This is a genomic window from Sorangium sp. So ce367, from assembly GCF_051520455.1.
GTDB lineage: Bacteria > Myxococcota_A > Polyangia > Polyangiales > Polyangiaceae > Sorangium > Sorangium cellulosum_B.
Genome location: NZ_CP150334.1, coordinates 2,534,262 through 2,560,123, shown reverse-complemented (window position 1 = coordinate 2,560,123; position 25,862 = coordinate 2,534,262). Strand labels below are relative to the sequence as shown.

General features: G+C 70.9%; 24 protein-coding genes. 22 read left to right on the top strand and 2 right to left on the bottom strand.

Going from position 1 to position 25,862, the window contains the following annotated elements; all coding sequences use genetic code 11:
• Window positions 1-128 precede the first annotated feature (128 nt).
• From WME97_RS09885 to WME97_RS09865, 5 genes are all read left to right on the top strand, one after another.
• Complete coding sequence (locus tag WME97_RS09885) at window positions 129-923, top strand: OmpA family protein (RefSeq protein ID WP_437551450.1); 795 nt, start codon at window positions 129-131, stop codon at window positions 921-923.
• Window positions 924-937: 14 nt separating this feature from the next.
• Window positions 938-2,218 (top strand): glycosyltransferase, encoded by a 1,281-nt coding sequence (locus WME97_RS09880; RefSeq protein ID WP_437551448.1) that lies wholly within the window; start codon window positions 938-940, stop codon window positions 2,216-2,218.
• A 133-nt stretch (window positions 2,219-2,351) separates the two neighbouring features.
• Window positions 2,352-3,863, top strand: a complete 1,512-nt coding sequence (locus WME97_RS09875) for a cytochrome P450 (RefSeq protein WP_437551446.1) — start codon at window positions 2,352-2,354, stop codon at window positions 3,861-3,863.
• Window positions 3,864-3,970: 107 nt separating this feature from the next.
• A complete protein-coding gene (locus WME97_RS09870; protein ID WP_437551444.1) occupies window positions 3,971-4,225 on the top strand; it encodes a hypothetical protein in 255 nt (84 codons plus the stop codon).
• A 535-nt stretch (window positions 4,226-4,760) separates the two neighbouring features.
• Window positions 4,761-5,423, top strand: a complete 663-nt coding sequence (locus tag WME97_RS09865) for a hypothetical protein (RefSeq protein WP_437551442.1) — start codon at window positions 4,761-4,763, stop codon at window positions 5,421-5,423.
• 85 nt (window positions 5,424-5,508) lie between these two features.
• Here the strand turns inward: WME97_RS09865 and WME97_RS09860 are convergent, their stop codons facing one another.
• A complete protein-coding gene (locus WME97_RS09860) occupies window positions 5,509-6,186 on the bottom strand; it encodes a hypothetical protein (protein ID WP_437551440.1) in 678 nt (225 codons plus the stop codon).
• 498 nt (window positions 6,187-6,684) lie between these two features.
• On the opposite strand from WME97_RS09860, the gene WME97_RS09855 reads away from it, so the two are divergent.
• The 14 genes from WME97_RS09855 (at window position 6,685) to WME97_RS09790 (ending at window position 23,616) form a co-directional block, all read left to right on the top strand.
• Window positions 6,685-6,966, top strand: coding sequence for a hypothetical protein (locus tag WME97_RS09855; RefSeq protein ID WP_437551438.1), 282 nt, complete (start codon window positions 6,685-6,687; stop codon window positions 6,964-6,966).
• A gap of 578 nt (window positions 6,967-7,544) precedes the next feature.
• Window positions 7,545-8,189 carry a hypothetical protein gene (locus WME97_RS09850; protein WP_437551436.1) on the top strand — a complete coding sequence of 215 codons (645 nt, stop codon included), beginning with the start codon at window positions 7,545-7,547 and terminating at the stop codon, window positions 8,187-8,189.
• 151 nt (window positions 8,190-8,340) lie between these two features.
• Entirely contained in the window at window positions 8,341-9,393 is a 1,053-nt protein-coding gene (locus tag WME97_RS09845) for an NAD(P)H-dependent flavin oxidoreductase (protein ID WP_437551434.1), read from the top strand.
• Window positions 9,394-9,476: 83 nt separating this feature from the next.
• On the top strand, window positions 9,477-9,866 hold the full coding sequence (locus WME97_RS09840) for a VOC family protein (RefSeq protein WP_437551433.1): 390 nt from the start codon (window positions 9,477-9,479) through the stop codon (window positions 9,864-9,866).
• 123 nt (window positions 9,867-9,989) lie between these two features.
• Window positions 9,990-11,000: a hypothetical protein gene (locus WME97_RS09835; RefSeq protein ID WP_437551431.1), complete on the top strand. Its 1,011-nt coding sequence runs from the start codon at window positions 9,990-9,992 to the stop codon at window positions 10,998-11,000.
• A 259-nt stretch (window positions 11,001-11,259) separates the two neighbouring features.
• Window positions 11,260-12,165, top strand: coding sequence for an ATP-grasp domain-containing protein (locus WME97_RS09830; RefSeq protein WP_437551429.1), 906 nt, complete (start codon window positions 11,260-11,262; stop codon window positions 12,163-12,165).
• Between the two features lie 2 nt (window positions 12,166-12,167).
• A complete protein-coding gene (locus WME97_RS09825) occupies window positions 12,168-12,707 on the top strand; it encodes a 2'-5' RNA ligase family protein (RefSeq protein WP_437551427.1) in 540 nt (179 codons plus the stop codon).
• A gap of 159 nt (window positions 12,708-12,866) precedes the next feature.
• A complete protein-coding gene (locus WME97_RS09820; protein WP_437551426.1) occupies window positions 12,867-14,621 on the top strand; it encodes a protein kinase domain-containing protein in 1,755 nt (584 codons plus the stop codon).
• A gap of 139 nt (window positions 14,622-14,760) precedes the next feature.
• Window positions 14,761-15,759, top strand: a complete 999-nt coding sequence (locus WME97_RS09815; RefSeq protein WP_437551424.1) for a hypothetical protein — start codon at window positions 14,761-14,763, stop codon at window positions 15,757-15,759.
• Window positions 15,759-16,907, top strand: coding sequence for a hypothetical protein (locus tag WME97_RS09810; protein WP_437551423.1), 1,149 nt, complete (start codon window positions 15,759-15,761; stop codon window positions 16,905-16,907). Before WME97_RS09815 ends, WME97_RS09810 begins: the two co-directional genes overlap by 1 nt.
• Window positions 16,908-17,371: 464 nt before the next feature.
• The gene (locus WME97_RS09805) at window positions 17,372-20,389 is read left to right on the top strand and encodes a carboxypeptidase regulatory-like domain-containing protein (protein WP_437551421.1); all 3,018 of its coding nucleotides are present in this window, start codon (window positions 17,372-17,374) and stop codon (window positions 20,387-20,389) included.
• A 93-nt stretch (window positions 20,390-20,482) separates the two neighbouring features.
• Window positions 20,483-21,403 carry a LysR family transcriptional regulator gene (locus WME97_RS09800; RefSeq protein ID WP_437551419.1) on the top strand — a complete coding sequence of 307 codons (921 nt, stop codon included), beginning with the start codon at window positions 20,483-20,485 and terminating at the stop codon, window positions 21,401-21,403.
• A 154-nt stretch (window positions 21,404-21,557) separates the two neighbouring features.
• Window positions 21,558-22,658 carry a 2Fe-2S iron-sulfur cluster-binding protein gene (locus WME97_RS09795; protein WP_437551417.1) on the top strand — a complete coding sequence of 367 codons (1,101 nt, stop codon included), beginning with the start codon at window positions 21,558-21,560 and terminating at the stop codon, window positions 22,656-22,658.
• A 37-nt stretch (window positions 22,659-22,695) separates the two neighbouring features.
• Window positions 22,696-23,616: a sterol desaturase family protein gene (locus tag WME97_RS09790; RefSeq protein ID WP_437551415.1), complete on the top strand. Its 921-nt coding sequence runs from the start codon at window positions 22,696-22,698 to the stop codon at window positions 23,614-23,616.
• Window positions 23,617-23,675: 59 nt separating this feature from the next.
• Here WME97_RS09790 and WME97_RS09785 read toward each other — a convergent pair whose 3' ends face one another.
• Window positions 23,676-23,945 (bottom strand): hypothetical protein, encoded by a 270-nt coding sequence (locus tag WME97_RS09785; protein ID WP_437551414.1) that lies wholly within the window; start codon window positions 23,943-23,945, stop codon window positions 23,676-23,678.
• A gap of 27 nt (window positions 23,946-23,972) precedes the next feature.
• Between WME97_RS09785 and WME97_RS09780 the strand changes: the two genes are divergently transcribed.
• From WME97_RS09780 to WME97_RS09770, 3 genes are all read left to right on the top strand, one after another.
• The gene (locus WME97_RS09780) at window positions 23,973-24,695 is read left to right on the top strand and encodes a hypothetical protein (RefSeq protein ID WP_437551412.1); all 723 of its coding nucleotides are present in this window, start codon (window positions 23,973-23,975) and stop codon (window positions 24,693-24,695) included.
• 61 nt (window positions 24,696-24,756) lie between these two features.
• Entirely contained in the window at window positions 24,757-25,221 is a 465-nt protein-coding gene (locus tag WME97_RS09775; protein WP_437551411.1) for a hypothetical protein, read from the top strand.
• Window positions 25,222-25,241: 20 nt separating this feature from the next.
• Window positions 25,242-25,859: a hypothetical protein gene (locus WME97_RS09770; protein ID WP_437551409.1), complete on the top strand. Its 618-nt coding sequence runs from the start codon at window positions 25,242-25,244 to the stop codon at window positions 25,857-25,859.
• The last annotated feature ends 3 nt before the right edge of the window (window positions 25,860-25,862 follow it).

Below are 25,862 nucleotides of genomic sequence, written 5' to 3'. Positions count from 1 at the left end.
CCGGCGCGCAGGGCGGCTCGCGCCACGAACACACGGCACGTCACCCCGCCGCTCCACCACGCGCGCCTTTTGGTATGCTCGGGGACGTCTTCCCGCATTTCCCTCACCCTCCTGAGATGGGGATCCCCATGCGCCATGCCCCGGCCGTGCTCCTCGCCGCCTCCCTGCTCGCCCCCGCCGCCGCGCGCGCCGACGGCCCCTCACCCGCGCCCTCACCGCCACGAAGCGCCCAGGCGAGGCCGCCCGCGCTCGAGGTGACGATCGACAGGTCCAAGGTGGACGTCAAGGGCCGCCAGATCGAGGTGAAGCTGTCGCGCGCCGCCAGCAAGGTGCGCATCAAGGTCCTCGGGCAGTCGGGCGCGGTCCTGGCCGAAGAGGAGAAGCCGTTCGGCGGGGCCGCCGCCGGCTCACCGCTCGCCGTGACCTGGTCGCCCTCGAGCGACGAGCCCGTCGCGCGCATCGAGGTGTACGGCTACGACACCGAGGGGTACTGGGCGGGGATCGCGATCATCCCCTGGAACGTGAGCATCCCCCACGAAGAGGTGCAGTTCGAGACCAACTCCGACGTCATCCGCGCCCCCGAGGTGCCCAAGCTGGAGGCGAGCCTCCAGAAGATCTCCGAGGTCGTGGCGAAGACCAGCGAGCTCGGCAAGATCACGCTGTTCATCGTCGGCCACACGGACACGGTCGGCAGCGTGGAGCACAACCTCACCCTGTCGCGGAAGCGCGCCCGCGCGATCGCCGCCTGGTTCAAGGGCCGCGGCGTGAAGCTCCCCATCGCCTTCGAGGGGCTCGGCGAGTCGGCGCCGCTCGTGAAGACCGCGGACCAGGTGGACGAGCCGCGCAACCGCCGGGTCGACTACATCCTGTCGGTCGAGCCGCCGCGGCTGCCGTCGGGCGACGCGTCCTGGAAGGCGCTCTGAGGCGAGGCGGCCCCATGAAGACCACCGTCCTCGCGCTGGGCACCCGGGGCGACGTCCAGCCCGCGATCGCGCTCGGCAAGGCGCTCGCGGCCCGCGGCCACGCGGTCCGCGTCCTCGCCGGCAAGAGCTTCCAGCGCTGGATCGAGGCGCACGGGCTCACGGCGATCCCGGGGAGCCTCGACATGGTCGACATCATGGAGAGCGACCTCGGCAAAGAGTGGGTGTCGCGCGGCACGGATCCGATGGCCCAGTCGCGGATCCTGCAGCGGCTCATCGATCGCTTCGGCGCGGAGATGACCGACGATGCCCTGCGCGCGTGCGAGGGCGCCGAGCTCATCCTGAGCAGCTTCACCTCGGACACGTACGCGGCCTCCATCGCCGAGGCCTCCGGCGCAGTGCAGGTCAGCATCCCGTTCCAGCCCTCCATCCTGGCGACGCGCCATGGGCCGACCGCGGTCGCCGCGCCCTTCCCGCGCCGCGACAGCGTGCTCAACCTCCTGTTCGGCAGGCTCCTGATCGAGCCGACGGTGTGGCGCTGGTACGGCGGCGTGACGGCCCGCGTGCGGCAGAGGCTCGGCCTGCCGCCGCAGGATCGGCGGGCGTACATGGCCGCGCTGCGCCGCATGCTGGTCGTCCACGGCTACAGCGCCCACGTCGTCCCGCACCCGCCGGACTGGCCGCCCAGCTACCACACGGCGGGCTACTGGTTCCTCGACGAGGGCGAAGAGTACAGGCCGCCCGAGGCCCTCGAGCGGTTCCTCGCGGCGGGCGAGCCGCCGGTCGCCCTCGGCTTCGGCAGCATGACGTCCCACGATCCCGGCGCCACGACGAGGCTCCTCGTCGACGCGGTCGCGCGGAGCGGCCAGCGCGCCATCCTGCTCTCCGGCTGGGCCGGGCTCGGCGACATCGCGCTGCCCGACAGCATCCTCCAGATCGACGCCGCGCCGCACGACTGGCTGTATCCGCGGGTCGCCGCGGCGGTGATCCACGGGGGCGCAGGCACCGTGGCCGCGTGCCTGCGCGCCGGGCGGCCTGCGGTGGTCGTCCCGCACCTCGGGGACCAGCTCTTCTGGGGGCGCCGCGTCGAGGAGCTCGGCGTCGGCCCGCGCGCCATCCCGCGGCCGCGCCTCACCGCCGACGCGCTCGCGGCCGCGATCCGGACCGCCGCGACCGACGCCGGCATGAAAGAGCGTGCCGAGGAGCTCGGACGCAAGATCCGCGGCGAGGACGGCGTGGCGGCGGCGATAGGCCACATCGAGCGGCACCTCGCGGCGCGCCGTCGCGTGACAGCGTAGGAATACAACGTCCGAGGACATCGCCCCTCGGGCGCTCGCGCCGTCGCTTGGGCCTCGCGCGTCCACACTGTGGGCGGTGAGGGCGCGCTACGAAGAAGCTTTTCCAAAGTCCTCGTCGCCGGGGTCCGCGCTCATGTACTCTCGTCCGATCAGCGCAGCGGGCGCCCTGTCCGCCGAGCGGCTCGGATACCGCCGCTCGATCGGATACGCCCCTTCCCTTGGCGAGGCCATGATGCAGCCGGATCTTCTCTCCAGCACACCCGCCCGCGCCACCGCCGGCGCCGCCCCCCGCGCGAGCGCGCCGCCGTCGGCGCGCGGCTTTCCGCTCGTCGGCGTGCTCCCGCATTTGCTGAAGGATCGGCTCGATTACCTCGTCTCGGCGAGAGAGCAGCTCGGCGATCTGTACACGATCGATCTCGGGCTCGCGCGGATCGTCGCGCTGAACCACCCGAGGCACGCGCAGCACGTCCTGCGCGACAACGCGCGCAACTACTCCAAGGGAGGGGCTCTATGGGAGAGCATCCGCGCGCTCATCGGCAATGGGCTGCCCACGAGCGAGGGTGACCTCTGGCTGCGGCAGCGGCGGATGATCCAGCCGGAGTTCCACAGGGACCGGCTCGCCGCGATGTGCGACCTCATGGTGCAGGCGATCGACGACGGCATGGCCGGCTTCGGCGTGGCCGCCGCCGCGGGGCGCCCTGTCAACGCCGAGCGGGAGCTCCCGCACATCACGATGAAGGTCATCCTCAACACGATGTTCGGCTCGGGGATCACCAAAGAGGAGGCGGACGCCGTCGGCGGCTCGATGAAGTACGCGATCGACTACATGCTCTTCGGTGCCGCGCTCCGGGCGCTGCCGAGCTGGATGCCGGCCCCGGGGCGGCGCCGCTTCGAGCGGTCGGTGAAGACGATCGATGAGAACGTGTTTCGCTTCATCGCGCAGCGCCGCGCGCAGCCGGGGCGGGGCGGCGATCTGCTCTCGATCCTCCTCGCCACGGTGGACGCCGAGACCGGCGAGCAGATGTCCAACCAGCAGCTGCGGGACGAGGCGGTGTCGATGTTCCTCGCCGGGTACGAGACGACCTCGGTCACCCTCGCGTGGGCGCTCCACTTCCTCGTCGAGAACCCCGACCTCCTGCAGGCGCTCGCGGCGGAGGTCGACGCGGCGCTCGGCGACCGGCGGCCCGGCTTCGCGGACGTCCCCAGGCTGCCGCTCGCGCTCGCGGTCGTGCAGGAGGCCCTCCGGATCTACCCGCCAGCGTACTGGATACCTCGCACCGCGGTCGAGGACGACGAGATCGACGGCTTCCACATCCCCGCAGGCACCCTGGTGGGCATCATGAGTTATGTCCTCCACCGGCACCCGGACCACTGGGAAGCCCCGATGCGGTTCGACCCGGGCCGGTTCACGCCCGAGCGCACGCGCGCCCGGCACCCGCTCGCGTTCATCCCGTTCGGGATCGGACAGCGGCAGTGCATCGGCAAGGAGTTCGCGCTCATGGAAGGGCAGCTCATCCTCGCCCGGCTCCTCCAGCGCTACCGGGTCAGCGCGGTGCCAGGGCGGACGACACGGCTGCACGTCGCGACCACGCTGCGCACGTCCGGCGGCGTGTGGCTCCGGCTGGAGCCGCGCGCGGGCAGATGACCGGCGGCGCGGCCAGGTCGGCCGCGGCGTCCGGCGCCGTCGCCTGCACCGCCTCCGCAGGCTTGCTGCAGGCAGACAACCTCAGGGAGGGAGGCCCGAGGGCCAGCATGACAAAACGGACCGAGCGGCGCATGGGGAGCGCGTTCTTAGGCAGGCGAAAAGCGGCGTCGATCAAGCCGCGGCCGTGGCACAACTTCTGGTCTCCGACAGCGAAGCGGGGTGATGGATCCGACTTCGTCATTGAAGGCAAGGAGTACGCTACCGACAAGCAGGGTCATCTCTACTACGGCACGATGAGCGGCACGCCGAACAATCCGACGGTGCACGGCGGGAAGTACGTGCCCACAGCGCCGAAGCGATAGCCCTATGCCTGTATGGCCCATCCTACCTTCGCCGCCTCCGCAGCAAGCGGATGTGGACCGCGCCCTCGGCAGCGCGACGGCGGCGTGGCTCGTCGCGAACGATCGCCGCCGCGTTCGCGTCGCTCGTTCTGGGCTCGACGCGCTTCGCCCGCTGCTTCGCCTCCGCGGGAATACGCCTCCGCACGGCGAGGGCGCAGATCTACTAGAGGAGGACACGCTGGGGCCGGTCACGGTGGAGCTCGAGCGCCATGGGCGGCCAATCGCTGCGCTGCGCGTGGGTGCAGACCTATCGATCCAGCTTGCGTGGGATACCGCCGCGCACGTGGACGCGCCTGCCGCGCTCCGCGCCTGGCTCGCCGCGCACGGTGTAGCCGCACCGCGCCCCGAGCCAGGACGCGGCCAAGCGCCCGCAGGCTTGGCGTCAGGAGGTGCGCTCGCTCCTCCGGGGACAACCCTCGTTGCCGCAACGTCGTCGTCCTATCGCCGCCTTTGCACGGATGGCAACCGGGTTTTCGCCATCGACGGCTGGAGGCTCGTGCAGCTGAAGAAGGATCACGGGGTCCTCGAGGTGTGCCCCGTCTTCAGGCCAGACACACCTATCGCGATCCGCAATCGCGCGGTGCTCTTGCTCGACCCGAGCGGCAGGCGCTGCGTTGTGACGGAAGAGGATGAGTCTCGCCCAGCCCTGCGACCGCTCTGTGGCCTGCCGGCGTTACGCCTTCGCCATGCGCTGCCTCGCTTCACGGAGGCGCGCGACGCGGCGCTCGCCCGCCTCGTCCCGAACGACGCCGACCTGCTCCCGCTCGACCCCGGCTACGACGCCTGCGACGCCTACGAGGCGTTCGGCGGCCCGCTGCCGGCCGCGCTGCGGCTGCGCTCGTTCTGGGGCTGCGACGTTCCCCGCGGGCTCCTGCACGAGGTACCGAAGCGCGGCGCTCCCCGGAGCGTCGCGCTCGGCGGCCGCCCTGTCTGGCTGGGCGCGACCGATACGGGCGTGCTCATCGTCGTGGCGCGCGCTGACGACGAGGTGGCCGTGCTCGCTATCGACGAGGGCGGCCCGGCCCGCTCGCTGGGCGCGTTCCGCGGCCGGGCGGACGACGTGCTCGCCGTGCTGCGCGTGGGCAGCGAGGCGTGGCTCCACCTCGCTGCGCCGCTCGGCGACATCGTCGTGGCGCTGGAGGGTCCCGCCGGCGCATGACACCACTGCAGGGGCACCTCTACTGCGGCACGATCAGCGGCACACCGAACACCCCGACGGTGCACGGCGGCCCGGTACCGGGGCGTCAGCGCCCCGCGCGCCGGCGACGATCGATGAGCGCGGTCACGATCGGGAACAGCGGCAGCGCCATCAGCACGTAGAACCCCGGCTCATCGAACGCGGGCCCGCGCGGCCGGTAGATGCCGCCGCTGAGCAGACACGTCGCGACGTACGCCACCAGGATGGCCGCCCCGCACAGGCTCCACAGCCGCAGGTCGATCGGCGCGGGTGACGAGGCACGCGCGGCCCGCGGCGTGGCGTCCGGCGCGTCGAGGACGCCGCGCCACCGCTCGACGTCCCACAGCGCCAGCCCGACCAGGCCGGCGAACATCAGCGTGACGACCGTCGCCGTCGGGACGACCGCCGTGCTCCAGCAGAACGCCAGGATCGCGCCCGTCACCGGCAGCGCCAGGAACGCGCCGACCGTCGCGAACCGCTGCGTCATGAGCAGCGTCGCGGCCACCAGTTGGACCACGCCCACGAACGTGTAGAAGTGCCCGGTCGCGTGGAACGCGTGCAAGAACTCGTGGAACGGGCCGCGATTGCCCGGATCCGTGAACGGCTCGCCGAGGATCTTCTTCAGCCCCGCCGGCAGGAACGCGAAGCCGATCAGGATGCGCAGGTTCACCACGGCGAGGTGCGCCCACCGGCGCTGCCGGAACCAGGCGACCATCGCCTCGATGCGGTCCATCACGGAGTCCACGGGCCGCGCAGTGTAGCCGAGCCGCGCGCGCCGCGGATCTGAAACCGTGGAACTCTCGGCCGTGGCAAGCCCCGCAGGGACGGCGCCGGGCGAGCCGTCTATCGCGCATCAGGTCCTCCGGGCTCGCTCGCCTCATGAGCATGAATACGCCCCTCATCCGAGCACAAACGCTGCGCGCTTGCGGGTAAAAGAAGAGGAGCAGAGAAGAGAGAGGAGCGGCGAGGTGACGATCTGGGTGCGCGATGGACTAGGGGGTTGCTGCGCAGCAGCCGTGATGTTGGCGCTGGGTCAGGCGGGCGCTATGGAACCGCCTCCCGGTTCCACGCCGCAGATCTCGCCGGCACCACCGTCTCGGCCTGCGGCGGCGGACTCGACCACGGCGCCGCCGGTCGTCGTGCCGCCGGCTGCTGGTGCCGCCCCGCTCGCGCCGCTCTCGCAGCCTGCGGGCGAGGCGGGGGCCCGATTATCCACGGCAGTCACGACAATTCCGTCAAGGCCTTGGCCAGCCTCGGCATCAACATCGGGGGCACGTTGGTCGGCAGCCAGATCGGAGCGGAGACCGCCGGCAAGGCCGATGAAGGTGATTGGGTCGATCCTTCGGTCGTCGGTGCGATCCTCGGCGGCAGCCTCGGCCTGCTCGCGGCCAACATCGTCGATATCGCCGTCCTCCCGTACGAGGAAAGCGAACCGGAGAGCCATCGTTCCACCCGCCTCCGGCTCGAGCCCCAGATCGGCTTCGCGCCCGGCGGCGTCACCTTCGGCCTCGTCGGCACCTTCTGAGTCGCGAGCCGCTCGGGCTGTGGGGCTGGGGGGAGGGCACGAAAGGCAACGAGCTGGTGGACTGTTCGACAGATCTTTCAACATCACCCGCGGTGGCCAGTCGAACCCGCACACCGGCAGCGAGCCGCGATCGGACGGCTCTGCTCCACGACCATGTTGAACGACTTACCGAACGGTCCACTGGACAGACCTCGTCCTGTGGCTTCGGCCGACCAATCGACCGATAGTTAGACAAACTAACCAACCTGCGCATGAAGACGACACAAGCACCGCTACTCGTGACACTCCTGTTGCACGCCGGCTGTGCCCGAAATGGTCCGTCGCCGCTGCCCCACGGCTCTGCAGCTCGACCGCCGGCCCCCGCCCAAGAGATATCAAATAGCAGCTTACCTGCATCGAAACAGCCAAGCCCGCCAAGCGCTGCTGCGCATGACGTTGTCAGCCTGCACATCACCGCTGTCGCGAGCAGCCCCGGCTCCCACGCGTTCCGACTTCGCGAACGAGCATTGGTATGGCTCAAGGCGCCAGGGTGCCCTGCTGCTGGTATCACGCCGTCACTTCGGCAAGACAGCACGGAATTGACGAAAATCGAGGAAGAGCGCACGATCGAGCTGCCGGCGGGCGTTTATCAACTTGGGTTCAGCTGGCCAGACGTGGGTGCCCCCAGAGACGTCAGCAGCTGTGCCGTCTTCTTCCAGGCGCGGTATCTCACGGAGGCGCCATGCTCCGCGAAAGACGCACTATTTGGGGTTCTTCCGTTCGACAGCGAAGCGCCCAGCGTCGAGTCGATCGGCGACATCAACGCGGACGGCCGCGACGACCACAGGGTGACATTCAGCGCGTCGCCAACACAGATGGGAACGCGCGTGGTGGTGTCCCAGGAGCCTCCGGCATGCGTTCGCACCGTATTCGACGGCATTGGCCATGTAGTGCCTCTGCCTGAATCGAAACATGGCTGGAAGCGGCTCTACTTTCTGGAATCCGAGCATCTGGCGGATGGCGCCCCGGACTGGCTTGCAAGGACGCATGGATCGACGTGGTCCGTCACGTGGCACCTCGATTATGAGGCCAGCTCCCAGTCCTACCGCAAGCGCGATGCCCCGGTTCGTTGCGAGCGAACTGATGGTGTTCAGCGCGCGCTCGGAGATCCAGGCCCGAATTCCCGAGCCACGCTCATCCCCGATACCTCATGTCGACCTTCGTACTGGCAGAGGAACGAGTAGCGCATCGTGCAGGTGAGCATGTGCCGCCCAACCCGGCGTTGCCAGCGATGGGCCCTTCGCTTACGCTCGGGTCCCACGGCCGAACGCTCTCTGTTGGGCGAAAAGAGGACAAAAGCTGGACGCTGCCTCGGCCGTGGGTCTGGAGATTCTCATGACGACGCTGCAGGAGCTCCTTGGGATCGATCTTCCAATCATCCAGGCCCCCATGGCCGGCGTGCAGGGCAGCGCGCTCGCGGTCGCGGTCTCCAGCGCTGGTGGGCTCGGCTCGCTGCCCGGCGCCGTGCTGGGCCCGGACGCCCTGCGCAAGGAGCTGGCAGCCATCCGAGCGCAGACCACGAGGCCGTTCAACGTGAACTTCTTCTGTCACACGCGGCCCGAGCCCGACGCCGAGCAAGAAGCGATCTGGCGTGCCCGGCTCTCGCCGTACTTCGCCGAGCTCGGCGTCGATGCAAGCGCCATCCCGACCGGCCCCGGCCGGTTGCCCTTCAGCGATGAGGCCGCTGATGTGCTCGACGAGCTCAGGCCTGCTGTGGTGAGCTTTCACTTCGGCCTGCCCTCGGAGGCTTTGCTCTCGCGGGTGCGCCGCTCGGGCGCGAAGATCCTGTCCTCTGCGACGACGGTCGACGAGGCGCGCTGGCTGGAGGCGCGCGGCGTCGACGCGGTCATCGCCCAGGGCATCGAGGCGGGCGGCCATCGCGGCAGCTTCCTGTCCGACGATCTCAGCGTCCAGCTCGGCACTTTCGCGCTGGTGCCGCAGATCGTGGACGCCGTGAAGATCCCCGTCATCGCCGCGGGCGGCATCGCGGACCCGAGGGGTGTTGCAGCCGCCATCGCGCTCGGTGCGGCCGGCGTGCAGGTCGGGACGGCCTACCTCTTGTGCCCGGAGGCCACCACGAGCAGGGTGCATCGCGCGGCCCTCGCGAGCGGCGCAGCCGGCATCACGGCGCTCACCAACCTGTTCACCGGGCGACCCGCTCGGGGCATCGTGAACCGCCTGATGAGGGAGCTTGGGCCGATGAGCGGCGCCGTGCCAGCCTTTCCCTTGGCGACGTCGGCCATCGCGCCCCTGCGCGCCAAGGCCGAAAGCCAGGGCAGCGGCGACTTCTCGCCGCTCTGGGCGGGGCAAAACGCCAGCGGGTGCAAGGAAGTGCCAGCGGCGGAGCTCACGCGACAGCTCGCGGGGGCACTCCCAGGTACACGCTGACGCCGCCCAACCTGCCGGTGGACCCGACGGGCGCCTGGGGCGCCCGCGGCGCATCGGCCGACGCCGGGCCGCAGGAGGAAGCAATGAAACGCACGTGGACAATCATCGGTGTTGCTGATGTTGCTCGTAGCTTCAAGTGGTATCAGTCGCTGTTTGGTCAACCGGAAACGAAGCCCGCTCATGATGATTTCGGGCAAATACTGGACTCCGATGGAACGGTCTTGCTTTGCCTTCACCAGTGGGGAGCCCACGAGCATCCACCACTGATCAGCCCCGATCACGCTCAGCCTGGCAATGGGCTGCTCTTGTTCTTCCGTGTGGACGACTTCGATGAGACGCTGCTTCGGGCACGCGCCCTCGTCGCTGGACTGGAAGAGGAGCCCCGTCTGAACCCCAGTACCGGCACCAGCGAGTTCGCGCTCCGTGATCCTGATGGGTATTACGTCATGGTCAGCGCGCTCGCCGCGGCCTGACAGTTCACTCCCGGCGTGCCGCCAGCGCAGGGGCGCCGGCTGGACCCGCGCGCGGGCAGGTGACCGGGCGCCGCGCCGGGGCCATGGGGTGAACGGCTCCTGTTCGTGTATCCTGCAGCGACCATGTGCTGCACCTTCTCCCCCGCCACGCTCTCCAGCACCCTCCTCTATGCCGGCGATGCGCAGTGGAACGGCCTTTACGTCCACGTCCTCGCCTACCAGAACACGGCGTCGACCTCCGGCCCGAACGCCATGATCCTGCCGATCCCGGCCACGCGGCTCGGCCCGCAGAACGCGGTCGACACGCGCCCGTTCCGCACCTTCCTCGAGGACATCCGCGAGGCGACGCGCCGGCCGATCCCGCCAAGCTACGGCCCGCCGCCGTTAGGCGCGCCCGAGGCCGCGCGGGCCGTGGTCTTCGACGTGGGCAGCTATGCGGTGGTGCTCGCCGAGTCGCCGCGCGCGGTGCTCTCCGTCCTCGGGCAAGTCCCGGGGCCCAAGCGGCCTGCGCTCAACGACCGCATGCTTCAGGCGTTCGAGACCTACTACCCCGGCTGGCCGGTGGCGGTCTGTTGCTGGAACGGCGACCTCCAGCCCGAGCCGCTCCTGTGGTGGTACGAGCCCAGGTACCCGGAGTGGCTGTTCGCGCCCGCGCTCGACGCGCACGACGGCAACCCGCCCGAGCTACGGGCGAAGGTCTGGGTCGATCACCACATCGCCTTTGGCTCGGCCCTGAAGCCCGAGGGCCAGCCGGTCCGTTACCGCGATGAGGCGGGCGCGCACCGGCCGCTCTTGCCCTCGAGCGTGCACGGCACGAAGCTGCAAGCCCGGATGAGCAACGGCGATTTCTGGTCGCGACGCGACCAGCTCGGCGGGCCGGCGCTGCGTTGCGTGCCGGGCGACGGGGCGGGCGCGCCGATCGCGCTGAACGGCTGGGAGGGACCTCGACCGTCCTGGCTACCGCCGGAGCCCATGGCGTCAAACTGGAATCCGCCGCCACCCCGCCGGCCCATGCCGCCGCCTCCCGGCGGAAAGAGGTACTGCTCGAGCTGTGAGTTCTTGCTCGATGCCTCGGTGAAGCTCTGCACCATGTGCGGAGCGTGGATCGATGTCGAGGGAGCAGCCAAGCGCTGAGCTCGACGGCCACGGACGAGCGATCTGAAAGCCGCCGACCCCGAGCAAGCAGACGCGAAGGATGGTCCCCACCTCTCGCCTCTCCACCTTGGTCTCTCGATATATCTCCTCCCCGTCTCCCCGTCTCCCTGTGCACTCTCTCTTGCTCTCTCTTCCGCCCGACAAGCCGACGGAGCCACCTCCGAGCTGAAGATCGCGCGGTCATCGCCCGATCTACACCCTCGTGACGACCATCGCGCCGTCGGATAGAGTCTGCGAGATGCTCCCAGCCCCGCTCGTCCTGTTTCCGAGCAGCCCGCTGCACCCGACCGCGCCGGACAGCGCCTTCGAGGAGGAAGCCGGGCATGCCGCCAGCGCCGGCTTCGACGTCGGCCTCATCGACCTCGAGGTGTTCCTCGGCGGCGACGTGAAGCTCCGCCGGGTTCCGGAAGGCCCGGGCGACGTCATCTACCGCGGCTGGATCCTGGGCCTCGATGCTTATCGATGCATGAGCGAGGTCGTCGCCGCGCGCGGCCGGCGCTTGATCACGGAGCCGGCGGCGTACCAGCACTGCTATCACCTGCCCGAGTGGTACGAGGCGATCGGCGGCGCCGAGCACACAGCGCGGTCGATCTGGATCCCGGGCTCCACGTTCGACCTCGAAGCCGTCGTCGTTCACGTGCGAGAGGCGTTCGGCTCGGGCGCCGTGATCCTCAAGGACTACGTGAAGTCCCGCAAGCACGAGTGGTTCGACGCGTGCTTCATCCCGGCGGCGGACGACGAGGCCAACGTGCGGCGCGTCGTGGGCAACTTCCTCCGCCTCCAGGACGACCACGTCGTCGGCGGGCTCGTCTTCCGGGAGTTCGTCGAGCTGCGACGCATCGGGCTGCACCCGAAGAGCAGGCTTCCGCTGGTGAACGAGCATCGCTTCTTCGTGCTCGACGGCCGGCCGTTCTACTCGGCGCCGTACTGGGCCGACGGTGCCTATCCGGGTGAGCCGCCGAGCGCCGACGTCCTCGCGCCCGTTCTCGACCGCGTGCGCAGTCGTTTCTACGCGGCCGACGTCGCCGAGAAGGAAGGGGGCGGCTGGATGCTGGTGGAGCTGAACGATGGCGGGTCGGCGGGCATCCCCGAGGGCGGGGCCGCGGACGCGTTCTACCGGAGCCTGCGCGCGGCGCTCGGCTGAGCATGGCGCAAGAGACAGCGTTCGCCCTGTGGCTCATCCCCGGCGGAGCGCCGGCCGCGCGGCTCGAGGAGCTCGTCGAGGCGCTCGCCCGGGAGACCGGGGGCCCGGCGTTCGCGCCTCACCTCACCCTGCTCGGCGGGCTGCGCGGCGACGCTGGCGCGCTGGCCGCGAAGCTCGGCAGGCTGCGCGGCGACGGCGGCGCGCTCCGCCCCGTCGCGCTCGAGGCGCGGGGCCCCGCGACCGGCAGCACCCGCCACCAGTGCGTGTTCCTCGACGTGACGCCGTCCGAGCCGCTCGCGGCGCTGCGCCGCGCGGCCGAGGCGGCGCTCGGCGCGAACGCGAGCGAGGCCCCCTTTCGCCCGCACGTGAGCCTCGCGTACGGCGAGCTGCCGGCCGCGCGCCGAAAGGAGCTCGCCGCGGATCCTCGGGTGCTTGCGCTCGCGCACGGGGTGTGGTGGGCCGACCGGCTCGAGCTGTGGGCCGTGGAGGGGCCGACCGAGCGCTGGGGCTGCGTCGAGGGCGTCGCGCTGGAACGCCGGTGAGATCTCGCCGGCGCGGGTGTCATGCCTGCCCACCACGCGCCCAGACGCACGGTTCCGCCGCAGGGGAAGCGTCGACGAGGGATTTCCGCCCTGCGCGCAGATCGCGGCGCGCCGAAGTATGTGATCTCGTGGATCTCGGCTAGCCTAGGGCCCATGGCGATGGCTCCCGTTGCTGTGGGCGACGTCCTCGCGGGCAAGTACCGCGTGGAGCAGATCGTTGGCGCCGGTGCGATGGGCACGATCGTCGCCGCGTGGCACCTGGAGCTGGAGCAGCGGGTCGCGATGAAGTTCCTGCACTCGCTGCGGTCGGACGGCGGCGACCCGGCGGAGCGGTTCCGGCGCGAGGCGCGCGCGCTGGCCAGGATCAAGAGCGAGCACGTGGCGCGCGTCCTGGATGTCGGCTCGCTGGAGGGCGGGATGCCCTACATGGTGATGGAGTTCCTGGAGGGGAACGACCTCGCCCACGAGATCCGGGCGCGCGGTCCGCTGCCCGTGATGGAGGCCGTCGGGTACATGCTCCAGGCCCTCGACGCGATGGCCGAGGCGCACGCCACGGGGATCGTGCACCGCGATCTCAAGCCGGCCAACCTGTTCCTCTCGCTCCGGCCCGACGGCGATCGGGTCATCAAGGTCCTCGATTTCGGTATCTCGAAGTCGCTGCTCGGCATATCGCGCGACCAGGTCGCGCTGACCCAGACGGCGTCGCTCCTCGGGTCGCCGCTCTACATGTCTCCCGAGCAGGTGCGCTCCGCGCGGGACGTGGATACGCGCGCGGATATCTGGTCTCTCGGCGTCATCCTGTACGAGATGCTGACCGGGCGGACTCCGTACGACGGCGAGTCCGTCGCCCAGCTCTTCCACACGCTGCTCTACGAGAACGCGGCCCCGGTCGCCCAGCTGCGCCCCGACGTCCCGCGCGAGCTGGACGCCGTGGTGATGCACTGCCTCGCCAAGGAGCGCGAGCAGCGGTGGACGAACGTCGGCGATCTGGCGGCCGCGCTGCTCCCGTTCGGCCCCGCCACGGGCCACATGCACGTCGACCGGGCGCGCCGCATGCTCGGCAGCTCCTCGGACATCGCGCGGCCGTCCCTCCTCCACACCGGCGTGCCGAGCGGGGGCGCTCAGGGCACCGGATCGCGCCCGTCCATACCGCACGGGGGCCCGCCCTTCGCGTCGGGCACGCCGTCTTCACCGTCCTTCGCGTCGGGCACGCCGTCTTCACCGTCCTTCGCGCCGGGCACGCCGTCCTTCGCGCCGGGCACGCCGTCTTCGCCGTCCTTCGCGTCGGGCACGCCGTCTTCGCCGTCCTTCGCGCCGGGCACGCCGTCCTTCGCGCCGGGCATGCCGTCCTTCGTGCCGGCCTCGCCGACCGTGCCCAACGCGGAGACCGGGCCCACGGTCAACTCGTGGAGCAACTCGGGCCATCCGGTGCGAACGGTCCACAAGGGGGCGCGCGTCGTCCTGGCCATCGCCGCCGGCGCCTTGCTGGCAGGGGCCTCGCTCGGCGCCCTGTTCTTCCTGGGCTCCGGGCTCTCCACCGACCAGGCACAGCCCCCCGCTGCCGCGGCGGCGCCCACCGCCGAGGCCACGGCGGCGCCCACCGCCGAGGCCACGGCGGCGCCCGACTCCGAAGCCACGGCGAAGGGCGACGCGCCCGAGGCTCCCGCCGCCACCGGCGCCGCGCCCGAGGTGGCCGGCGGTTCGCCGGCCCCGACCGCGCCGGCGGCCACCTCCAGCGCGCCCGCGGCGCCGCCGGCGGCGTCCTCCGGCCCGGCGGCGCCGCTCGCCGCGCAGCCGGGCGCGCCTCGGGCGACCGCCACGGGCCGGCCCGTCGAGCGCGCGCAGCCCGACGCGGGGGCGCGCCCGGAGCCGACGCGGGGCAATTCGATCAGCGACTTCGGCGGGCGGCGCTGAGCGTGGCGCTCGCGTCGATCCGGCGACGGCCCCGAGGCTCGTCGTGGCCAGCTTGGAGGAGAACACGGGACGTATGAGGCGTACGAAACGTCGTCAGCGAAGCATCGCACACTGCGTCGGCCTGGGTCTGTGCGCGGCGTTGATCTCCGGGGGGCTCCCCGCGCGGGCGGAGCCGAGCGCCGCCGACAAGGCGACGGCGGAGGCGCTCTTCGACGCGGCGCTCGACCTGATGAAGCAGGGGCGCAGCGCGGAGGCGTGCCCCAGGCTGGAGCAGAGCCAGCGCATCGATCCGGGCATCGGCACGCTCCTCTACCTGGCCGAGTGCTACGAGAACACCGGCCGCACGGCGAGCGCCTGGGCCACGTTCCGGCAGGCCATGTCGGAGTCGCAGGCCGCGGGGCAAGCCGACCGCGCCCGCAAGGCGCAGGCGAGGGCGGCCCGGCTGGAGCCGGGCCTGTCGAAGCTGAGCATCGGCGTCGCCGCGGAGAACCTCGCGATCGAGGGCTTCAAGGTGCGCTCCGCCGGAAAGGCGCTCGATCCTGCGGTCTTCGGCGTCGCGATCCCCGTGGATCCGGGCGAGATCGCGATCGAGGCGAGCGCCCCGGGCCACGAGACCTGGACGGCGACCGTGAAGCTCGGGGGCGACAGCAAGGGCCCTGCGAGCGTCGATGTCCCGGCGCTCAAGCGGCTCGCGGGGCCGCCGCCTGCGCCCGGCGATGCGCGGCCTCCCGAGGCGGCGGGCCCTGCGCCGGCGCTCGGCGCCCCTGCGCCTCCGCCGGCGCCCGCGGCGTCCGGGGGCAACACGGCGCGCTTGATCGGCTTCGTGGTGGGCGGCGCGGGCGTCGTGGGGCTCGGCGTCGGGACGTTCTTCGGCGTGAAGGCCATCTCGAAGAACAGCGACGCGGAGGCCTACTGCAAGGGCGGCAGCACGTGCGAGGACGAGCGCGGCGTCACGCTGACCGAGGAGGCCAAGAGCGCCGCCACCGTGTCGAACGTCGCGTTCGGGCTCGGGGCGGCGGCGGCGATCGGCGGCGCCGTCCTCGTGTTCGTCGTCGCGCCGAGGCAGGCCCCGCCCGTCCAGGTGGGGGCGTTCGTGGACGCGCGCAACGTCGGGTTGCGCGTGGGAGGTACGTTTTAATGAGACGCATGACAGGGCTCCTGTCGCTCGCCCTGCTCGCCCCGCTCTCGAGCCTCGCGTGGCTCGGCTGCCAGGCCATCGCCGGCATCGAGGACCGCACCTTCGACCCGGGCAGCTCGGAGACGGGGGGCGGGCAGGCGCCCGTGAGCGAGCAATGCGCGTCGTACTGCGCCGACGTGATGGCGAACTGCACGGGAGAGCACCAGGTCTACGCCACGCTGGAGACCTGCCAGGGCGTGTGCGCGCTGCTCCCGGCGGGCGATCCGCTGGAGCCCGTGGACAACACGGTCGCGTGCCGCGCCCGCCAGGCGGAGCTGGCGGGCGCCACCGGCGAGGTCGGGGTGCACTGCCCGGCGGCCGGCCCGGGCGGAGACGGCGAGTGCGGGAGCAACTGCGAGAGCTACTGCGCGCTGCGGGCCGCGGCGTGCACGCTCGAGGTCGCCACCGAGGAGGAGTGCGTCGCCATGTGCGCCGGGCTCAAGGACGTGGACATGTTCGACGTCATCGAGAACCACGACGGCGACACGCTGCAGTGCCGCCTCGTGCACGTGAGCTCCGCGACGGTGGACCCCGACGAGCACTGCCCGCACGCGAGCCTGACGCCGGTGCAGCCCTGCGGCGATCCGGAAGGGACCGAGCCGAGCTGCGAGGACTTCTGCCAGGTGGTCATGACCTCGTGCACGGGCGATCTGGCCGTGTACGAGTCGAGAGCGCAATGCCTCTCGGTCTGCGCGGCGCTCCCTCCCGGCGCGACGGAAGACCGGACCGAGAACACCGTGGGTTGCCGCAAGTACCACGCTTACAGCGCGATGCTGGCGCCGACCACCCACTGCCCGCATGCGGGGCCGGGCGGAGACGGCCATTGCGGGGTCGAGGAGCCGGGCTCGGGCACGACGGGCAACTGCGTGTCGTACTGCACGCTGTTCGAGGCGGCCTGCAAGGAGGCCCTCGGCGAGGCGTACGATGGCTGGGGCGCGGCGTGCCAGGACGAGTGCAGCACGATGGCGGGAGCGGCCCATGATTCCGGCTATTCCGTCGCGAGCGCCGAGGGCGGCGACAAGGTCTCTTGCCGGCTGCTCCACGTGAGCCGCGCGTTCGAGAACCCGGATGAGTGCGCGGCGCTGGCCGACGGGACCGCCTGCCAGTGATGGCCCGCGGTGGCCCCCCGCATTCGGGAGGGCGGGTCGGCGGTTACGCGGCATAGGCGTTAACCAAGCTCGTTGGGTCACTCTCACACTCAGGGCACGAGCCCGCCCCTCTCCTCCCCTCCATCGTTCACCAACGTGAACGTTTACGTGGTCGTGGTCGTGGTCGTGGTCGTTCACGGCCTATCGTTGACGACCACGACCACGACCACGACCACGACCACGACCACGTAAACGTTCGGATGTAGGAGAACGCGGCGCGCAGCTTGGTTGACGGTTATGGGGGTTCCGGGGACGGGTCGAGCCGCTCGATACGCCCTCGATGAGCCGACAGGGCAAGCCCCCGCGCCCCATCGTGGGAACGCGCCGTCATCCTGCTCCCCAGGGCGAGGCCGCGCCGCGCGTGCGCGCGATGGATTAGTAATTCCGGCGGCAGGGGCCATGCACGAAGGAGGGGCTATCAGGTCATGAAGAGCGCGGAAGCGAGACGGTGGCTTGCCCTTGTGGTGCTCGGGCTGGCGGCGGCGGGGATCCTGGGCCTCGTGTTGTGGCTCCGCGCCGGAGAGGCGCCGCCGGACGGCCCCGCGCCTCCGGCGAGCGCCGCTTCGGCGCGGGGAGCGCGGCGCCTCCACGCGAGGGACGCGCCGCCCCCGCAGCTCGGGAGCATCGCGGGGCGGGTCGCCAGTGCGGCCGGCTCGCCCGTCGCCGGAGCGCTTGTGTGCGCCAGCGCGAGCGGCGGAGCGAGCGGACTGACGCCGTTCGATCTGGGCGAGCCGACGTGCGCGCCCGCAGGAGAGGACGGCCGCTACCAGATCGCGGATCTCTCCCCCGCGCGCTGGACGATCTTCGCCTCGGCGCCGGGCCACCGCCCGGCGAGCTACACCTCCCCTGCCCCGGACCGCGCCGGCTGGCTCGATCTCCGCCAGGGAGAGGCGCGCACCGGCGTCGACCTGACGCTCGTCCGCGGCGGCGTCGAGGTCCGGGGCCACGTCAAGGACGTCAGCGGCGGGCCCATCGCCGGGGCGCTCGTCATGATTCATGGCTTCCTGGGGTCGCACCAGGGCGCCGCGGTGACCCGCTCCGACGCACAGGGCTCCTTCTCCGCGTGGACCGAGGAGGGCTACTGCCTGGCCCGCGCCACAGCCGACGGGTACGCCGAGGGGTCGCAGCACGGCATGGCGCCGGGGCCGCCGCTCGAGATCTTGATGACGCCCGGCTCGGCGATCGAGGGGCGGGTCGTCGAGGCAGGGTCGGGCGCGCCGATCGCCGGCGCGACGGTCCGTCCCGGGATGGCGCAGCGGTGGGGCCCCGGGGAGGTGAAACCCGTGTCGAGCGACGCGGAGGGGCGCTTCCGCATCCCGGGCCTGGCGCCCGGGCGGTACAAGCCCACGGCGCGCGCCGCGGGCGGCTATGGCCAGGCGCGCGCGAGCGTGGTGCTCGGGATCGGCCAGACCTCGAGCGAGGTGGTGATCGAGATGCACCCCGCCAGCAGCGTGGCCGGCCGCGTGGAGGTCGCGCCCGGGGGCGGGCCCTGCGCGAGCGGCTCGGTCACCCTGTTTCACGAGGGGAGCGGCTGGCTCCCGACGGTCCTCGGGGCCGACGGTTCGGCGCGCTTCGAGGGGGTGCTGCCCGGCTCGTACCAGGTGATGGTGTTCTGCCAGGATCACGCGTCGGCGCCGGCCTACCCCGCCGTGGAGGTCGGCGAGGCGGACGTCGAGGGCCTCGTGTGGACCGTCCGCGCCGGGCTGTCGCTCCGCGGCCGGGTGGTGGACCGCGAGGACAAGCCCGTGCGCGCCATGGTCCACGCGAGCCCGACCGACATGGGGGCGATGCCGCCCGGCTCCGTCGGGCAGAGCGATGACGACGGCCGCTTCGTGCTCCGGGGGCTCCTCCCTGGCAAGCACAGGGTCATGGCGCGCTCGAACGATCACATTCCGCCCGAACCGGTCGAGGTCGAGCTCGTCGATGAGCGCGCTCCCGAGATCACCCTCGTGATGGATAGCGGCGGCAGCGTCGAGGGCACGGTGACCGACGAGGACCGCCGCCCCGTCGCGGGCGCGGACGTCATGCTGAGCGCGCCGCGGCCCGGGTGGAGCGGCCCTCCGGCTCCGAGAACGTCCCTCGCGGACGGGACCTTCGTGTTCAAGGGGGTCGCGCCGGGCGCGTACCGGATCTGGGCCACGCAGGGGGGAATGCCCATGAGGGCGCCAGGTCAGGCCGACGGCGGCGATCTCGGGGTCGCGGTGACCGTGGAGGCAGGGGCGGCCGCGCGCGTGAGCCTGGTCGTGGAGCGCCAGAACGGCGAGATCCACGGGCGCGTCATCGACGGGAGCAGCAGGCCGGTGGCGGACGCGTTCGTCAATGTCCAGCGGGAGCCCGAGGGCGCGGGCGAGCCGGGCGCCTCGGCCCCTCCGCCCCCGCCAATGGAGAGCATGGGGCCCTACGCGCCGGTGCTCACCGATCCCGACGGGGAGTTCGTGATCGGGAACCTGGGCCGGGGCACGTACACGGTCCAGGCGCAGCGCCGCGGAGGGGGCCGCGCCGTCGTCGAGCACGTCAAGATCGGCGGCACCGTGACGCTCATGATCCAGGAGACATGCACCGTCTCCGGCGCCGTCTCCAGCCCCGGCGGCGCGCCGCCCGATCAGTTCACGATCCGCGTCACGGACCGCGAAGCGCCGTTCTTCCGGAACGAGTCCTTCGCATTCACGGACGGGGCCTGGACGATGAGCGATCTGCCGGCGGGCAAGTACGAGCTCTCTGCCGACGCCCCGGAGGGGACGGCCACGGGCGAGGTGACGCTCGCGCAGGGGGAGCAGCGGAGCGGGGTGGTGCTGACGCTCGCCGCGCGCGTCGCAGTCCGGGGTCAGGTGGTGTCCCTGGAGGACGGCGCGCCCATGGCCGGGGTGACCGTGCACGCGTACCCGCGCGCCGGCGGAATGGCGCCCTCGCCGGTGCAGCAGCACGAGGTCACCGACGGAGCGGGGCATTTTCACCTTTACCGCGTGCCCGGAGGCCCCCTCGTGCTCATGCTCATGCCCGCGGATCCGATGAGCTCGGCGTTCGACGCGGCGATGATCCCGGTCGATGTGCAGCCGGGCACGGAGACCGACGTCGGGCGGCTGCTCATGGCGAAGCGCCGGGTGAAACACGACGAGCCTCCCGGCGATCTCGGGTTCACGGTCGAGCCGCCCCGGTCACCGATGGATGTGGCCATGCGGCCGCACAAGGTGGTCGAGGTGCGCCGCGACGGTCCGGCCGCGGCGGCGGGCCTGCAGGTCGGGGACGTGATCGTCGCGGTGGACGGCCACGATGTCACAGGCAAGCTGGGGTATCTGGTCGGGTCCCTGATCCGCGTGCCCGCGGGGACGCGGGTGACCCTCGGGCTCTCGCGCGGGGCGCGCGTGACCCTGGTAGCCGCGGCGATGCCGCCGCCCCCGGGCGTCGGGCAGGGCGGCATCGAGGCCGCGCCCTCGCCACCGTAGGCGCCGGCCGCCACGTCGTGACGGCAGGCGCGTGGAAGAGCTCGCCGCCCGCGCTCTCGGCGGCGGGTGTCGGGGCAGCGCTACCCTCCCCCCATGAACGCACCGCCGCTGCCTCGCCTGCGCGCCGTGGACCTGAACCTGCTCACCGTGCTGGACGCCGTGCTCACCGAGCGCAACGTGACGCGGGCGGCCGAGCGCCTCGGCATGACCCAGCCGGCCGTGAGCAGCGCGCTGAACCGGCTGCGCCTGCTGTTCAACGACGATCTCATCGTGCGCCGCGGCAAGGAGATGGCCCCGACGCCGCGCGCCCTCGCGCTCGCCGGCCCGATCCGCAGGGCGCTCGACATGATCCATGCCTCGCTCGCCCACACCGGCGCCTTCGATTGCACGGCGAGCCACACCTTCAGGCTGGGGATCACCGACCTCGGAGAGGCCCTCCTCTTGCCTCGTTTTCTGCAGTGGCTCGAGCAGCTCGGCGCCCGCGTCCGGCTCGATCTCTGTCGCGAGCCCGGAGCCTCGCTGCAAAATGAAATGCGGCTCGGCAAGGTCGAGCTCGTCCTGGATCACATCGCCATCCCGGGCGAGGAGTTCCGGCGAACCCGCGTGCTCGACCTCGAGTTCGTCACTCTGGTGCGCCAGGATCATCCGACCGTGGGCCCCTCGCTGACGCTCGACGAGTACATGGCGCTCGAGCACGTGATCATCGAGCCGCGCGAGGGCCAGACCAACCTGGCAGAGCAGATTCAGGCCGTCGTTGGGCGAGCGCGGCGCGTGCGGGTGCAGGTCCCCCGCTATCTCTCGATGCCGTTCATCGTCTCGCAGTCGAACCTCGTCTGCACGGTGCCGCTCCCCCTGGCGCGGCTGTTCGAGCAGCACTTCCCCGTGCGGGTGGTGGGCTGTCCGCTCCCCATCCAGCCGATCCCGCTGTTCATGATGTGGCATGCCTGTCAGGACGGCGACCCGGCCCACGAGTGGCTCCGGCGGTCCCTCATCGAGCTCTGCAGCCGCATCTGACGCGTCCCACGCGGGCGGGCTCGGCCGGAAGAGAGGCGGGCGGCCGTGGATTCGGCGGAATATTCACGCCGGCAATCTGCCTCATACCATTTCCTGATTGGGCTTTTCGGTGGCCGCCTCCATGAAGCCACGTGCAACAGGGAGCCATGACATCGTGAAAGCCATCTCATTCGGCGGCCGGACGAGCGGTCGAGCCGCGACCCTCCAACTCCTGGGCAGCGATCGCGCGGTCCGTATCGAGGCCGGGGAAACGCTGCTCAGCGCAGCCGTGCGCGGGAACATCCCATTTCCACACATGTGCCGCGTGGGCGAGTGCGGCACGTGCAAGTGCCGCCTCATCAAGGGGCATATCCGCCTCAAGAGCGATATCTCGCGCCACGTCGCGCCCGAGGAGATCTCTGCCGGCTTCGTCCTCGCCTGCCAGAGCCTCGCCGTGTCGGAGGACGTGGCGGTCGAGGTCCCGGGGATGGGCCGCGGGCGCTCGACGGATCGAGCGCCCGCGCAGATCGACGCGAGCGTCGCGCGCGTGACGCGGCTCGCGCCCAGCGTCGTCGCGCTCGAGGTCGACCTCGCCGCGGACGTCCGCTACGTGGCCGGGCAATATGCGCAGCTCACGGTCCCCGGCGCACCCGGGCTCGGCGAGCCGCGCTGTTACTCGTTCGCCGAGGCGCCGGATCGGGCCTCGCCGCGCAGGGCGCTCTTTCATATCCGCCACGTGCCGGGCGGCGCCTTCACCGATTGGCTCTTCGGGGCCGATCGCACGGGCGCGCGCCTCTGCTTCTCGGGGCCCCACGGCAGCTTCCGCTATCACGAGGCCGATCGGCCGCTCCTCTGCGTGGCAGGAGGCACCGGGCTCTCTCCGATCAAGGCGATCCTGGAGCAGGGGCTCTCGGATGGGCTCGCCCGCGACGTGACGCTGGTCGTCGGCGCGCGCGCCCGGCAGGATCTCTATGCGCTCGACGCCATCGCCTCGATCAAGGAGCGATGGCGAGGTCGATTCGTCTTCATGCCCGTGCTCTCGCACGAGCCCGAAGGCTCGAGCTGGACAGGGCGGAAGGGGCACGTCACCGACCACCTCCGTGAGGTCGCCGCGGGCCACGCCGATTGCGCGGCCTACGTGTGCGGGCCGCCCGGGATGATCGACGCCGTGCTCGACGTGCTGCGCGGCGAGATCCCGCCGAAGCACTTGCATCACGACAGATTCCTGGACCGCGGCTCGGTGGCTCGCGCCGCCGCTGCCGCCGCGGTCGCCTGAGCCAGGCCACGACACTCGAAACGAAAGGAGAGCCCTCATGCTCCACGGCACGGTGTTCGTCCTCGTCTTCCTCGCGCTCTTTGCCGCCCTCGAGCTCGCGCTCGGCCTGTATCGGCGCACAGGCGTGCTCACCATGCGGGAGCTCGGCGCGAGCCTCGTGTCCGTCGGCGCCTACCTCGTGATCCGCGGCGCGTCCTTCGTCGCCGTGACCTGGGCGCTCGGGGCGCTCTGGCCCGGCTCCGAGGGCGCGCTCGCCGGCGTGAGCTCCTTGGTGGTGTTCCCGATCTACGTGCTCCTCGATGAGTACGGGATCTACTGGGTACACCGCAAGAGCCATGAGTGGCCCTGGCTCTGGCGGCTCCACAAGCCGCACCACGTGCCGCGCAACATGAACATCGCGGTCACGTACCGGGAAAACTGGCTATGGCATGTCCTGTTACCGGGCACGTGGATGGCCCCGCTCGTCGTCTGGCTCGGCCACCCTGGCGCCTATGTCGTGGGATTGGCCGTCAGGACGATGATCGTGCTCGCGGAGCACAGCGATCTCCGCTGGGACGTGCACCTCCAGCAGGGCCGCTTCACGCGCCCTGCCATGCGGGTCCTCGAGCGCATCGTCTCTCTGCCCGACACGCACCATGTGCACCACGGAGTCGGCCGCTTCGGCAATGCCACGAAGAACTATGGCGCCGCCCTCATTTGCTTCGATTGGATCCACGGCACGCTCATGATCCCGCACGCGCGCCAGGAGGGCTTCGGGCTCCCCGAGGGCGCGCCGGTCGAGCCCTGGGCCGAGCAGCTCTTCTGGCCGTTCGTGCGCTCGACGAAGCACGAGAGGGCGGATCGCCGCGGCCTGATCGAACCGACGCAACCGACGCAACCGACGCAACCGACGGCCGACCTCGCCATGGCGGAGGCGGTGATTTACACCGCCGATGGCCGCGCTGTCGTCGTGAGGTGAGCCCTGCCAGGGGCTCGCCCCCGCGCGCCCCGCCTCACGGCCGCGCGCCGCGCCCCGCCTCACGGCGGCATGACGAACGACGCCGGCCCCGCCACGGCGGGGGACGGGTCCTTCCGGTAGCGCTCCAGCAGCTCGCGCCGCTCCGCCGTCCAGCCGTTCTTCGGCGACGCCGCCTGCACGAGCGCCTCCAGCGCGAGCCGGCGCAGCCGCGGATCGGGGCTCGCCCGGAGCTCCTGCTCGAGCTCGCCGAGCCGCGACGAAGAGGGGCGCAGATCCAGGAGAAGCCTGACACGTGGGTCGGGACCATGGACGCCCTCCGAGAGTCCCAATAGGATGCCGGCGCCAAGGAGGACAGCATGCAGCGAGGGATGCGTCGAGCGCTCGCGGTCGTGTTGATGGGAGGGATGCTTGCCGGACTGGCGCCAGGATGCACCATCCACCTCCGACCGTCCGATCGAAACGAGGCAGAGGACGAGGCGGCAGAAAACAACGAGGCGGAGCACCCTGACGAGCACGGCGATCCCGGCGAGGGCTCGGAGACCGATGACGTCGACGACGAGACGTCGTCCCCGGAGGAGCAGGCCTACGAGGACCTGCTGAACGTCGACCCCCAAGAGCTCGCCCTCAAGACGATGGCGACCTCCTACGCGGCGGTGATGGTCGCGAGCCTCGTCGAATCCCAGGTGCTCGATCCAGCGGCCGTGGATGAAGAGGCGATCGCATCGCTGACCGAGCAGTACGCACTGACCGGTTGGGACGCGGCGCGCACCTGGATGGAGACGCCGGAGGCGGTCACGCTGGCCGCGAACGACGGGATCTACCCTAACTTCGCGTGCTTCGATGAGCCGTATTCGTGCCCCCAGACCACCGAGTGTCCGTTGAGCAACGGCGAGCAGGCATTCTGCATGGTGACATATTGCGATAAAGGCGCATGCCCCTGGTGCCCGTGGGGGCTCGGAAACCTCGTCTTCAAGTCCGTGTGTGCTTACGGCTGCCTTAATCACGGCAACCATGTCGCTGGAGCATTCATCCTGGTTTCGCACTTTGGGCCCGGCAAAAAGCACTGCACCTACTGGTAAGCGAGAAACAACGAAGACCACCTCAAAGAAAAAAAAAGAAGAGAAAGACACACTAACACTTATGAGCGGCGAGGATAGAGAGAACACCGAGGACACGGCCGACGCCATCAACGCCACTTATTGGATATGGGCCTTCGCCTCACCGCGCATTTACAGGACGTTCAGCCGCGTACCTCCTCGCGAGCACATCCTGCGCATGCTGGACCTCTACATTTCCTACGTGAAGAAGGGCGGCCACCACACGGCGTCGCAGTTTCAACCCGTACACTACGAGCGCCGCCTGCCGCTCGCGATGCGACTGCGCGAGCTCTTCGAGCACTGGACGCAGCCTGATTTGGCGCAGGAGATGGTGGACATTTCCCGGGCTCTCATCGAACATGAAGGAATCAAGCCGCCCGCGTGCGGGTGGGATGCACACGAAGACCCGGAGGCAGACGGGATCAAGTACGAGGACTCGCTTCTCTGGCCGGAGGGTGTGCCGGCCATCCTCAGAGGCCAGTGGCCGCCGAAGCAATTTAAGCGTTGATTCAGATCCGGGAGCCCCTCATGCCGACCGCGTACTCGATGAACATCGCCGGCGCCGCCGCGCTCTCCGCTGCCCTCTCCGTGCTCGCGGGAGGGTGCAGAGCCCCTGGCGACAGCTCGCCGGCCGCGGCTGAGCCGCCCGAATCGCGCAGCGCGAACGGCGCGGGAGAGGCGACGGGCAGCCGAGGCGGAGAGACCGTTCAAGGAGGAGCGGCAGGAGCGCCCGCGCGTGTCGACCCCGCGCCCGCGCAGCTCCAGGCCATGATGGACCGCACACGCAAGCACGCCACGGTGACCGCGGGGTTCGCCAACACGATGGCTGCCTTCGCTGCGCCCCGGGTCATCGCCAGGGCGAAGAGCCTTCCGAGCCGTGAAGAAGTGCTCCGGTGCATCGATGCCTATCTCGAGGTGATCGCGGAGACGAAGCAATCCCCCCGAGCGGAGGGGAATCAAGCCACGATCAACGCCGAACCCTACGCCCTCAAGCTCCGTGATCTCGTCGCCGCCTGGACGCCCGCCACGACCGTGCCAGCCGCGATCCAGCAAAATGCGCGCGATGTGCTCGGTGCGCTCGGCATACCCGAACCCCCCGAGGGATGGGACCTATTCGAGGGGGACGCCGCCTCGAGCTCGCCGTAGCGC